The sequence below is a fragment of the Parvularculales bacterium genome (assembly GCA_036881865.1).
Taxonomy (GTDB): Bacteria; Pseudomonadota; Alphaproteobacteria; order JAPOUT01; family JBAJNM01; genus JBAJNM01.
The window spans coordinates 1-12,990 of the sequence record JBAJNM010000066.1 but is presented as its reverse complement, the minus strand read 5'-3'; the positions used below and the strand labels follow the sequence as shown (position 1 = coordinate 12,990).

Below are 12,990 nucleotides of genomic sequence, written 5' to 3'. Positions count from 1 at the left end.
TGGAACGTATTACAGCTCAGTGACGCGTTGAAGGCAAAAGGGGTGCTTCGCATTATTTTTAAAGAACTAGAAGCTGAAGGCATGCAGAAAAACAACGAGCATTACCTTAGTCGTTGGTCAGTTCAGTGCAGCACTGAGGATGCGGGCGCATTGCTCTGAGCGATTGTTCAGTGCATTTGCCATCCGAGTGATGATCGAATGATCGAGTCCACTGGTCTTGGCTTCAGTAGCGGCCTGGGCAAAGGCAGTCGGTATCGTATTGGCCATGGATATTCCCATGTCCAAGACTTCGGCGGGCGAGAGGCGCACTTCTGACGCGAATTTTGCCCAGTGGCGCACGTAAACGTCCTCAAGCCGGTACTTGCCACCGATCTTGTTCGCCATTTTCAGCTTTCTTGGATTGGAATCGTAGGGCAGTATGCTGGCCACGTCGTAGAGCGGGGCCAGGCGGGCCCGTCCTCCGGCGCCAATCAGCATTGAGTAGTTCTTCGAGTGCGCATCGGTTCCGCCGATGATCCAGTTCAACATGATTGCGCGCGCGAAGGTCCAGACATCTTCATCCGGTTTGCCCGAATGCATACGGATCGCCTCGGATATTTCCGCGCATCCAGGGCCACCCTCGTTTTGGTATTTTTTCGTCGGAGGAAGCCCGAGAACCTGACATAGGTCCTCTTGGTGAAGGCGCCGGATCGTATTGATGCTGCGGTCACGGTCGTATCGCTCTACGACGATCGCGACCTCATCCTCGAACTTGAGTACTTCGGATGCAGCGGCAGGCAATTCGAGAATGCGTGCCAGCGTGAGGCACAGATGTTCGTTTTCGGCGTGACCGTCGAATCCATCAATGGGCGGCTTGAGGATATGAGTGGTCGGGGTTGGACCATAGGGCACACCCCAACGTTGGCCGTCGTAGAGGAGTGCTGTCTTCGGTTGCGCGCCTGCGAGGCTGAATTGTCCCGTGTCGCGCGCAGCACGCCACGCTGCTTGGTCTTTCCCGAGCGTGCGCAGGCGTTCGGCGATATCGGCTTCGGTCAGCCATTCAACTTGCTGGCTGTCGTCCCGGAGGATCTCGTCGACCCGGTCGGGGCGTACCAGTTGAACGGCACCAGCGCAGTCCTCGCCGACAGCACCGAGCAGAGCGAATGCGTTGCGAGGCGATACGTGGAAGCGTTGCCCCCACCGGGTCAGGACAGCTTCGTTGTCGGGTAGCAATCCCCACAGCCAAGGCTCGATCTTGACGTGTTTATGCTCCGCAACCACGAGCGGCATCGAGAGAGACAGCGGATAGGCCGCATCCATGGAGCGCCAGTGATCGTTGTAGACGAGCGTGAGGCGGCCGCGCTGATCGCATTGGATCTCACCCATGATCTGGTGATCGGCGATGACGACAAGAACCTTGGTCATTTTCGGCCTCTCTTGGCGGCGTTCACGACGGCGTCTATGTCGATGGGGGTGATGTCATCGCTCGAAGCAGGAAGGCTATCACCGGCATCGATCCTGAAGGACAGGCCGAGAGCCGAGAGGGTGCGTAGCACCAATCCGAGCTCGGCTCGGGGTTTACCGTGCTCAATGCCCACGACCCATTGCCGTCCGACACCCACTTTGCGAGCGAGAGCGGCTTGGCTTAGCTGGAGCTTGCGGCGTCTGTCGCGAATGACCAAGCCAAGGTCTACTGGAGTTCTGATCTGCATGACTCTATCCATATGTCGTTGAACGGCGATAATATACACATGTTACCGAACGACGACAAGTCCAAAATGTCACTGAACGCCGATAAATATAAAATGTCATCAATCGACGACATTTCTAAATCGCCCCTCCCCGGATGCCTCCTGTAATCAGGACCATCAGAGGGGTGTTGGGACTCATGAAAATACGAATTTTCACATGCATGAGGCATACAACCAAACCCGTCCGAAAACATAAGATACATAGCCTTTAAGTTGTATCAGCGGTAATGATGACCACAATATCACCAAGGTTCGTGCCGGTCGGCGGACAACGCAATAACGCACCTATGGAATCAAGAAACGTATAACTGTCATGGGCTTTAAGTGCCGCTTCGGCATACTTGCGCTCAAAGGTCATCGCACTGCTGACAAGCCCTCCTGCCGCATCGGTCGGCCCATCGCGGCCATCGGTACCGGCGGCAAGCAGAACCCAGTTGAACCCGGCCTCCTCCGGCATCGCCAGCATAAATGACAAAGCCAGAGCCTGCGATCTGCCTCCCAGCCCGTGCCCGGCAGGCAAGCAGACGGTGGTCTCACCGCCTGTAGCGGCAACATAAGGATGGTTCTGTGCTGCGAGAACATGGCGGGCCAGCAACCGGCCCATCTCAACCGCATCGCCTGACAACTCCGGCAAAGTGTGGATATCCCCGCCCAGATTTTGCCCGGCGGCCTCAACGCAGATGGCATTGCTCGCCAGAATCCGGCTTTCAATATGATCAAAAACGGAATCGCTGGGACGGAGCGGTTGCTGCAACTCTCCTTTCTTCATGGCCGCAAGCACATCCCGGGCCCAGTCAAAGCGGTCGATCCCGGCCTCGATCACATATGCGCAGGCTTCTTCGAGGGGCCAGGGGTCAGGGGCAAAAGGACCGCTGGCGATGGATTCCAAATGATCGCCCGGGACATCCGAGAGCACCCATTGGGTCACCTTTGCCGGAGCCGCCAGCGCCGCCAGACGTCCTCCCTTTACGGCGGAAAAAAGCCGCCGGACAGCGTTCATGCGGTGGATATCAAGACCGCTGGCCAGGAGGGATTCGTTCATCATGCGTTTGTGACTGAGGCCAAGGTTGCCGATGGGCTCGGCCATCAATGCCGACCCGCCCCCTGAAAGCAGCACCAGCAGATGTTCGCCTCCTTCCATCCTGCGGGCAAGTTCCATGGCCGCGCCGGCGCCGGCAAGACTGCCCTGATCCGGAAGGGGGTGGCCGCCTTCGATTAATTCAAAGCCGTCCACATGATGCGCATTTTCAGCATTGGTGATGATCAGCCCCGGCGCATTGAGCCCATGATCCCGGCATGCACGCGCCATAGCGCATCCGGCCTTACCGATGGCAAGGATGGCATCGGGGGGGTTGGGAAGTGCGGCCAGCGCCGGCGCCATCACCCGTCCCGGAGCCGCTGCGGTAAGTGCCGCATCAAATGCCTTGCGCGCTTTTGCCGCCAGATCATCGCTCATGGCATCACGGCTCGGCATCTTGTCATGTGAACCTCAGGCTTTCCATCCGAGATCACTTTCGCCGATTGATCTGCTCATCAAGGGCGAGGATTGCGCGCACCATTCTTTCATTGGCAGCGTCAATCATTTTCCCTTCATAGCGTACCGCTCCCAGGCCTTCCGCAGCGGCGGCGTTGAGGGCCTCAAGAATGGCGCGGGCGCGGCTCACCTCTTCCTTCGTCGGCGAGAATTCCGCATTGGCCAGTTCAATCTGCGAGGGGTGGATTGCCCATTTACCGTTCATGCCGATCGCGGCAGCACGCCTGGCGGCAGCGACATACCCATCAGGGTCGTTGAAGTCGGCATAGGCGCAATCCATCGGTACGATCCCGTTGGCACGGCAGGCGGCTACAATGCGTGAGAGTGCGAAATGAAACTGGTCCCCCGGATAATCAGGGTTAAGACCGCCTATCTCGACGGTCCGGGCGGAAACACTTGCAGCATAATCCCCGGCCCCGAAATGCAGCGCTTCAAGACGCGGCGATCCGATCTCGCTGTTGTATCGGGCAATGGCGTCAAGATTGCTCACCCCGGCGGCCGTTTCGATCAGCCCTTCGAGCGCGGGGGGCGCAAATCCGCCTGCCCCGGCCAGCTGGGTGACGATGGTATCGACCGTATAAAGGTCTTCCGGCCCGCCAAGCTTCGGGATTATGATCGTATCAAGTTCTGCCCCTGCTTCGCTCACGACGGTGACGAGGTCAGCAATAGTCCAGATCGTATCAAGGCCGTTGACGCGAAGGGTGATGGTCTTGCCGGACCCGCGCCAGTCGAGTTCTTTCAGGGCAGTAACGGCAAGGCGGCGCGCCTCTTCCTTTTCCGGGGCGGCGACGGCATCTTCCAAATCAAGGAAGACAGCATCGGCATCGCTCCCCGCCGCCTTCTGCATCATCTTCATCGATGATGCGGGAACCGCCAGCAATGAGCGGCGCAGGCGCGGTGATGATGCCGGAACGGGGCGATGGCTCATTGATCTTTCCTTTTTTCGGCAAATTGCCAGTACCAAGCACTCTAAAAGGCAGCACCGGATGACGCAAGGGGCGCCCCGCTATCTCCTCCCCGGCCTGAACACGTTCAGCTCCCGACTTCCTTAACCTTCGCGGGTTTGACCAGCGCCAGGCCGGCCATCATTGCAACTAGCGCACCCCAGACCCAGAGCGAATGGCTTTCACCGAAAATAACCATCCCCCAGAGCACGCCGGTAAGGGTGACAATATAGCCTGTCTGGCTGGCAAAAACCGGCCCATAGCGGCTCACGGCATGAATAAACATCGTATAGGCCATCACCGAAATCACTCCGAGCCCGATCAGAATGAGATCAATTCCCGTCAGCGAAGAGCTCGGCCAGACAAAAGTATCCGTCCAGTAAACGAAGGGGCTGAGTATGATGACAGCTACGGCATTCATCCCCAGCGCAAGCCGGATCGGACCCAGTGTTACCGCTGACTGAACAGCCAGGATGATGTTCTCCGTCGTGTAGCAAAGGACGGAAATCATAGCGAAAAGAATCCAGGGGATGGCCGACCTGTCAGGAAGGCTGTTCTCGGGCAGCGATATCAGCAGGATCGCGATCACGCCCATCACCAGCCCCGCAACCCGGTTCCAATCGAATTTCTCAAAGCCGATGGGGATTGAGATGCCGTAGGTGATCATGGGAATGAACGCAATAGTGATGGCCAGAACACCGGCCTGCAGATGATCGGCTGCACGATAAAGGATCGGCCCGGGGATCACCGTAGCAAGCAGTGCAACCACAATGACAAATCTGATATTGGTGATGATCGATTTTAAGGATCGCCCACGCAGCAGGCTGACAATGTAACGCAGAACGGTTGATATAATGGCTTGAAACAGGGTTATCCCAACAGGCGCCAAACCGGCTTCGACAACGATTTTACCGAGCGAAAAGGAAAGCCCCCATCCCGTCCCTGCAAAAAAGATAAAACCCCATGGCACTAATCTTGATATCAACCCAGGCCCCAACATGAACCACCCCTGAAAGAAACCCGCCATCCGAAACGAAGATGCCGGATGACGATGGCACAGTTTGCGGGTGCTGCAAACAGTGCCAGCTGCAATTAACCATATTCCTGTGCGGCTGACGATAGTAGAAAATTATTCCATCGGCCATTTTCAACTTGAACAGCAACATAAATTGGTGTCAGGGTTTAACCGTGGTTTATTGAGGTGCACCATGCCTGAAAGCAAATCCAGTACAGCATCACGGGAATGGCACTACCATCCTGATTTTCCCATAGATAATAACCCGCTTTTTTCCTGGCCGATCAGGTGGAAGGATGCGGCGGTCTATTATCGTGACGGCTGGCTGACCATATCAGAGTCCACTCTCTTCATCATCATGGCTATTGCCGCCCTTTATTACGCCAGCCCATCACTCACCGTAACGGCAACCCTCACTGCGGACTGGGCGGCCGTTATCTATCTGCGCAACCTCGGCACCATGATCCTGGTTGCCGGCGTGCTGCATTACTATTTCTATAAAAAGCGCATACAGCAGACAGAACTCAAATATGTGGAACCGTTCCTGCACCGGAATAGCGACCGGTTCCTGTTTAACAACCAGCTATACGACAATATGTTCTACACGCTGGTCAGCGGTGTTGCGGTCTGGTCAGCTTATGAGATCCTGATGTTCTGGGCCATGGGCAATGGATATATCAATGTCATCAGCTTCGGTGAGATGCCCGTCTGGTCTGTTCTGGCCCTGCCGCTGATCTCACTCTGGATCTCGTTCCACTTCTATGTGTTTCATCGCATTCTGCACATTAAGCCGCTCTATAAGCACTTTCACAGCCTGCATCATCGCAACGTGAATATAGGACCGTTTACCGGCATTTCCATGCACCCTGTTGAGCATGTTTTATATTTCTCATCAATCCTTATCCATTTTGCCGTTCCGACGCATCCGATGCATATCATCTTCCATCTCTATATGCTGGCACTGTCTGCCGTGTTCGGCCATACGGGCTTTGATGCCCTGCTAATCAAAAACAAACGCCGGCTTGAAATAGGACATTTTCACCATCAGCTCCATCACCGTTATTTTGAATGCAATTATGGTTCGATTGACTTACCGTGGGATAAGTTTTTCGGGACGTTCCATGATGGCACCCCCGAAGCGCGCACAAGGATGAAAAAACGAATCTATCAGGACTGACATGGAAAAAACAACGGAAAGACTATTTACCGATGATGCTTACCTGAAATCATTTGAAGGTGAGGTCATTGATGTGCGCGGAGACGAGATCGCACTCAGCCGGACATGCTTCTACCCTGAGGGAGGCGGGCAGAAGGGCGATACCGGACGGATTGTGATCGACGGGCAACCCGTAACCGTTACCGACACCGTTACCGACAGGGGCGAGCCGTTGAAGATCTGGCACCGCTGTGACGGTGCAGGCGGCGCTATTGAGCCGGGTATGTCCGCCCAGGGTGAGATCGACTGGGATCGAAGATATGCCCATATGAAAATGCATACCTGCCTGCATCTGCTGTGCAGTCTGCTCCCTTCGAATGTAACCGGATGCGGCATCAGCGAGGAAAAAGCGCGCCTGGACCTGGATATGCCGGAAGTAACCACTGATAAGGCTGAAATAACAGAATCCCTCAACAAACTTATTGCTGCCGATCATCCCGTGCGGCAGTACCGGATTACTGAAAACATCGAAGATACAATTGCAAAACTTGTCCGCACGGCATCAGTCCTGCCGCCGGTGATTGAGGGCGGCCTCAGCCTGGTTGAGATCGAGGGTGTTGATCTGCAGCCCTGCGGAGGAACGCATGTATCCCGGGTCTCCGAAATTGGTGAGGTGGCCTGCAGGAAGATTGAAAAGAAAAGCCGAAACAACCGTCGCTTCACCATAGCGTTTTCTTAAAGGCAGTAGATGACGGATATCTGGGCAACTAACTGGAAGAAACGCCCTTATTGGCTTGATGCTACACCCGAATATCCGGCCCGGCAGATCCAGCCCCCGTCTTCGACAGAAGTTTTGATTATCGGCTCGGGCTATACGGGACTGAATGCCGCCCTTGAAACAGCACGCGCGGGACGGGCAACACTTGTTCTGGATGCCGGTGATATCGGTTTCGGATGCAGTACCCGTAATGGCGGGCAAATTGATACCAGCATCAAGCCGTCACTGCTATCACTCAGCCGGAAATATGGCGAAGCAAAGGCCATGGCCATCCGCAAGGAAGGCAAGGATGCGCTGGACTGGATTGAAGAGCGGATTAAAACGGAAAAGATAGAATGCGCATTCGACCGCTGTGGCCGCTTTCACGCCGCTCATACGCCAAAACACTATGACAGTCTTGCGCGTGAAGCTGATGCCCTCCACCGCAACGAAGACATCCCCTCCAGAGTCATTTCAAAGCATGAGCAGCGAGATGAGCTCGGCACGGATTTCTATCATGGCGGACTTGTCTTTCCCCTTCATGCATCAGTGGATCCTGCACGCTATCATCATGGATTGCTTTCCGCTGTCCGGCGGGCAGGTGCAGACGTGTTGGGCAATTGCGCTGTCATAAGCATTGCCAGGGACGGCAAAGACTTTATCGCCGAGACCGCTTTGGGCAATATACGCGCACGTGACGTTATTGTCGCAACTAACGGTTATACCGGCCGCATCACCCCCTGGCTCAGGCGGCGGGTCATTCCGATTGGCAGATACATTATTGCAACAGAACCGCTTCCGGCTCCGCTTATGGACCAGCTCTTCCCAAAGAACCGGATAATCAGCGATACCCGCAAGGTTGTATATTATTTCCGGCCATCACCGGACCGCACCCGCATCCTTTTTGGCGGGCGCGTGTCAGCCGATGAGACCGATGCCGGTATCAGCGGGCCCCGCCTTCACGATGATATGTGCCTGATTTTCCCGGAATTGAAGAGCTGTAAAATCACGCATTCCTGGGCGGTAACGGTAGCCTACAGCTTTGATGAGCTGCCGCATACCGGGATACATGACGGCATCTATTACGCCATGGGCTATTGCGGCAAAGGCATTTCCCTTTCCAGTTATCTCGGCATGCGCATCGGCCAGAAGCTTTTGGGGCTCAAAGAAGGCTCCACCGCTTTTGATGATGTAAATTATCCAACCAGGCCATTTTATACTGGAAACCCGTGGTTTTTACCGCCTATAGTTGCCTGGTATCGCTGGCGAGATCGGATGCGGCCGAGAAGAAAATCGCCGGATTTACGCGCTTCCTGAAACCGGATGAAAAATATGCCTACACATCCGGAAATAATATGGCATAAATGAAACCTAGAAAAACTGATCAACTACTCATACGAGGAGGAAATTATGAATAAATTTAAAACACTGGTGGCGATAGCCGCCGGTATGCTGACATCCACAGCTTTTGCGATGGAGAAAACCGTTACGATTGCATCTTGGGGCGGGTCTTATCAGAAAGCTCAGAGTAATGCCCTCTTCATACCTGCACAAGCCAAGACAGGTATTCTTGTAAAACAGGAGACTTATGGCGGCATGTCCGATATCCGCCTTCAGGTTTCCACAGGCCAGGTCACTCTCGATATTGTTGCCAGCGGGTCTGGCTCAGCAGCACGGGCAGCGGCGGAAGGCCTGCTTGAGAAGCTGGATTACAGCGTCATTGACGTTTCCACCTTCTATCCGAATTTGTATACCGATCACTGCGTTGGCGGTGATGTCTTCTCGACCGTGTATGCATGGAATACCGACACCTACAGCGGTGCCGAACCGAACAGCTGGGCAGATTTCTTTGATGTGAATAAATTCCCCGGCAAGAGGGCCTATCGCGGAAAAGTCGCAGTAGCACTCGAACCCGCTATTTTGGCTGACGGCGTTGCACCTAAAGACGTGTATAAGGTGCTTGATTCCGAAGAAGGCATTGAACGCGCCCTCAACAAGATCCGCGAACTCAAACCGCATATCGACGTCTTTTGGACATCAGGGGCGCAGCACGCCCAGCTGATGAAGGATGGGGAAGTTGATATGACCACTGGCTGGAACGGGCGCTTTGACAATGCCAAAAAAGATGGCGCTAAGGTCAAATACAGCTTCAATCAGGCACTCCTTGACTATGACTGCTTTGCAATTCCAAAGGGGGCACCTAACCGGGATACGGCCATGGAGTTCCTTGCGGAAATCTCAAAGGCGGAATACCAGGATGACCTGCCAAAATACATTACCTACGGCCCTACAAATGAAGCGGCCTACGGCACGGGAGTGATTGATGCGGCAACTGCAGCAAGTCTGCCTTCCTCGCCAGGTAACGTGGCTAATCAGGTGCCGGTATCGCTGGACTGGTATGCCAAATGGGAGACCATTGCAGAAGAAATGTATGCAGAAATGCTGACAGAATAGTCTCGGTCAGACCTAACATCGCTGCGGGCAGTGATATCTGCCCGCAGCATTACTTTAGATTTTTTTTACCAAAGATACAGAATGATGAACAGCAAGCTTGAAGCACTGCCGATCACTATTCGTAATGTTACAAAAACTTATGGGCAGGTTTTTGCACTGGACGATGTGTCTCTTGACGTCAAAAGGGGCGAATTTTTAACCCTGCTCGGACCCTCCGGCTCCGGCAAAACCACCCTTTTGATGGTGCTCGCCGGTTTCACCCGGCCAGATCAGGGCAGCCTCATATTTGGGAATGATGAGGTCATCCGCAAGCCGCCGCATCTGCGCAATCTCGGCATGGTTTTTCAGAATTATGCCCTCTTCCCGCATATGAACGTTGCCGGAAATGTCGGCTACCCCCTGCGGTTAAGGAAAATTTCCAAGGCTGAAATTCAGGACCGTGTGGAGAATGCCCTTGATCTTGTGCAGCTTGGCGGTCTTGGCGACCGCCGGATTGACCAGATTTCCGGCGGTCAGAAGCAACGGGTCGCATTGGCCCGGTCAATTGTATTCGAACCGCGCATTTTGCTCATGGATGAACCTCTCTCCGCACTTGATAAAAAACTCCGTGACCAGATGCAGATTGAACTCCGCCGCCTGCACGAACGCCTGGGCATGACGACAGTTTATGTGACCCATGACCAGCGTGAAGCACTGACCATGTCAGACAGAATTGCTGTGCTCAATCACGGCAAGATAATGCAACTGGCTACTCCGCAGGAACTTTATGGCCGCCCGCAGAATAAATTCGTGGCGGATTTTATTGGTGAGTCGACTTTCCTCAAGGTGGAAAAGTCGGGGTCTTCCATGATGGCCGGCGGCGTGAAGATAAAAACCACCAAGCCAATTCCCAAAACGAAAAACCTGGCGCTTCTTATTCGCCCTGAAAGGATCAGGATCCTCCAGGGAAAATCTGACCGCAACGTCAATGTATTCACAGCGGTGGTCTCAAATCTTGTCTATCAGGGCGAGAGCTTTCTTCTTTACGCGAGCCTTGAAGACGGCACTGAAGTGACAATGCGCGGCACAATGAGCAGCGACAAATTCTCCCGCATGCTCCAGCCCGGCAAAAAGGTTCGGTTGGGACTCGACGCATCTGATACGCTGGTGATTGCTGATGACAAATAATAGTCTTTCCACCCATGGCCAAAAGACCAGAGATGGGAACAATGCGAAAGAGCTGCGCCGGGACGAATTGCTGGAACGGCTCAGACTCTTCGGGCTTAGCTCCCCGGCCCTTATTTTTGTGCTGTTCATTCTCGTCATCCCGGTCGGCTGGCTGTTTTTCGTCTCATTCATTGGAGCGGATGGAACATTTTCGATGGAAAATTACGAGAGAATGATCCGCAGCAAGGCATATGGCCGGATTTTCCGCACAACATTCGAGGTTAGCTTCCTGACCACGGTTCTGTGTATCCTGATCGGCTATCCCCTTGCCTATTTCATGTCGCAACTCCCCAGACGCCTGGCCAATATCTGCATGATTACAGTGCTCCTGCCATTCTGGACATCCCTTCTCGTTAGGACCTACGCATGGCTTGTCCTGTTGCAGAAACGGGGTCTTGTCAATGACTGGGCAATATCTCTCGGCCTCTGGGAAGAGCCGATCAAATTCGTGCACAATCTCAATGGCACATTAATCGGCATGGTACATATCATGCTGCCATTTCTGATCCTGCCAACCTATGGTGCAATGAAAGCAATTGATAAGGACTATCTCAAGGCCGCATCTAATCTCGGCGCATCGCCCGTACGTTCCTTCTGGACTGTGTTCTTCCCTCTGACCACGCCGGGACTCTTTGCCGGCTCCCTGATGGTTTTTGTCCTCTGCCTCGGGTTTTTTGTAACGCCAGCCGTGCTCGGCGGCGGGAAGGTGATCCTGGTTTCCATGAAGATTGTCTCCAACATCGAACTTTTTGTTAACTGGGGGGCGGCGAGTGCGCTTGGGGTTGTTCTCCTTGTCATTACCATGGCCACCTTGTGGATAGCCTCGCGGTTTCTTAATCTGCAAAATGTCGTCGGGGGAGGTCATTAAATGCTGAAATGGCTCAGCCAGCCGGCAACGGAAACCCAGGTATCCCATGGCAGTCGTCTCTGGCTCTACATTCTGGTGACGATCATCATGGTGCTACTGGTGGCCCCGACACTGATCGTCATTCCCATGTCCTTTTCCGACTCCCAGTATTTGGAATTCCCTCCTGAAATCTGGTCGACGCGGTGGTACCAAAATTACTTTGGCTCTGATGAATGGATGCTGGCCACGCGGACACCGTTCAAGGCGGCGTTTCTGACAATGCTGGTTGCAACACCCATAGGCGTGATTGCGGCCTATGGACTCCATACATCACGTGTGCCGTTTATCCGGCTTGCTTTTGTTACTCTCATCATGCCAATGATGGTGCCGGTGGTACTTGTGGCCATTGGAGCATTTTATGCCTTTGTGAAGCTGAAGGTACTCTATACGCTCAGCAGCCTTGTTCTGGCACATACAATCATGGCCGTACCATTGGTGCTGATCGTTACAGGGGCGGCACTCAAGAGCTATGACATGAATCAGGAAAATGCGGCGCGTTCACTTGGAGCACCGCGCTGGAAAGCCTTTCTTACGATCACCCTTCCCCAAATCCGTTTTGCCGTAGTGACCAGCGCCCTGCTTTCATTTCTTACGTCTTTCGATGAAGTGGTCATTGCCATGTTTATTTCCGGTGGCGATAACCCGACGCTGACGCGGAACATGTTTAATGCCCTTCGTGACCAGATTGATCCGACCATTGCTTCCATTTCAACAATAATGATCTTGATAACAACGCTGATGATGGTATTGGCGCAACTTTTCGGTCGTGAAAGATCCTGAGTAACCGATGGCTGAGTTTGACTATGTCATTGTCGGGGCGGGCTCAGCCGGCTCAGTCATGGCGGCGCGGTTAAGCGAAGATGACAACACGCGTGTTCTGATACTTGAAGCCGGGCCGTGGGGCCGCCACCCATGGCTCCAGATTCCTATCGGCTATGGCAAGGTCTTCTATGATGAGCGCTTCAACTGGAAATATCACACAGAACCTGAACCTAATCTGAACAACCGCTCAGTCTACTGGCCCCGCGGCAAGGTGCTGGGAGGGTCTTCTGCCATTAACGCCATGGTTTATGTGCGCGGCCACCGGCAGGATTATGATGAATGGGCCACGGTGGCACCCGGCTGGAGCTGGGATGATGTGGAGCCTGTGTTCAAGCGCATGGAAAACTGGCTCGGCACCAGCAGAGCTGAACGCGGATCAGCCGGACCCCTCGGCATTACCGATATTGCCGACATGGCCCATCCCGTTACCCGTGCCTATATCAAGGCCGCCGAAGAGGCCGGAAT

General features: G+C 54.2%; 12 protein-coding genes. 8 read left to right on the top strand and 4 right to left on the bottom strand.

The window, feature by feature from the left end; genetic code table 11:
• Positions 1 to 117: 117 nt before the first annotated feature.
• From V6Z81_10210 to V6Z81_10195, 4 genes are all read right to left on the bottom strand, one after another.
• A complete protein-coding gene (locus V6Z81_10210) occupies positions 118 to 1,404 on the bottom strand; it encodes a type II toxin-antitoxin system HipA family toxin (GenBank protein ID MEG9862839.1) in 1,287 nt (428 codons plus the stop codon).
• 534 nt (positions 1,405 to 1,938) lie between these two features.
• Positions 1,939 to 3,204 (bottom strand): DUF4147 domain-containing protein, encoded by a 1,266-nt coding sequence (locus V6Z81_10205; protein ID MEG9862838.1) that lies wholly within the window; start codon positions 3,202 to 3,204, stop codon positions 1,939 to 1,941.
• 34 nt (positions 3,205 to 3,238) lie between these two features.
• Positions 3,239 to 4,192 (bottom strand): CoA ester lyase, encoded by a 954-nt coding sequence (locus V6Z81_10200; GenBank protein ID MEG9862837.1) that lies wholly within the window; start codon positions 4,190 to 4,192, stop codon positions 3,239 to 3,241.
• 104 nt (positions 4,193 to 4,296) lie between these two features.
• The gene (locus V6Z81_10195) at positions 4,297 to 5,208 is read right to left on the bottom strand and encodes a DMT family transporter (protein MEG9862836.1); all 912 of its coding nucleotides are present in this window, start codon (positions 5,206 to 5,208) and stop codon (positions 4,297 to 4,299) included.
• A gap of 208 nt (positions 5,209 to 5,416) precedes the next feature.
• Between V6Z81_10195 and V6Z81_10190 the strand changes: the two genes are divergently transcribed.
• From V6Z81_10190 to V6Z81_10155, 8 genes are all read left to right on the top strand, one after another.
• The gene (locus V6Z81_10190; GenBank protein ID MEG9862835.1) at positions 5,417 to 6,400 is read left to right on the top strand and encodes a sterol desaturase family protein; all 984 of its coding nucleotides are present in this window, start codon (positions 5,417 to 5,419) and stop codon (positions 6,398 to 6,400) included.
• Position 6,401: 1 nt separating this feature from the next.
• A complete protein-coding gene (locus V6Z81_10185) occupies positions 6,402 to 7,118 on the top strand; it encodes an alanyl-tRNA editing protein (protein ID MEG9862834.1) in 717 nt (238 codons plus the stop codon).
• 9 nt (positions 7,119 to 7,127) lie between these two features.
• A complete protein-coding gene (locus tag V6Z81_10180; GenBank protein MEG9862833.1) occupies positions 7,128 to 8,453 on the top strand; it encodes an FAD-binding oxidoreductase in 1,326 nt (441 codons plus the stop codon).
• Between the two features lie 93 nt (positions 8,454 to 8,546).
• Entirely contained in the window at positions 8,547 to 9,590 is a 1,044-nt protein-coding gene (locus tag V6Z81_10175; GenBank protein MEG9862832.1) for an ABC transporter substrate-binding protein, read from the top strand.
• A gap of 81 nt (positions 9,591 to 9,671) precedes the next feature.
• Entirely contained in the window at positions 9,672 to 10,757 is a 1,086-nt protein-coding gene (locus tag V6Z81_10170; GenBank protein ID MEG9862831.1) for an ABC transporter ATP-binding protein, read from the top strand.
• Positions 10,747 to 11,664, top strand: a complete 918-nt coding sequence (locus V6Z81_10165; GenBank protein MEG9862830.1) for an ABC transporter permease — start codon at positions 10,747 to 10,749, stop codon at positions 11,662 to 11,664. Before V6Z81_10170 ends, V6Z81_10165 begins: the two co-directional genes overlap by 11 nt.
• Complete coding sequence (locus tag V6Z81_10160; protein MEG9862829.1) at positions 11,665 to 12,483, top strand: ABC transporter permease; 819 nt, start codon at positions 11,665 to 11,667, stop codon at positions 12,481 to 12,483.
• A 7-nt stretch (positions 12,484 to 12,490) separates the two neighbouring features.
• Positions 12,491 to 12,990: GMC family oxidoreductase N-terminal domain-containing protein (locus tag V6Z81_10155; protein ID MEG9862828.1), on the top strand; the 500-nt coding region annotated here is incomplete at its 3' end.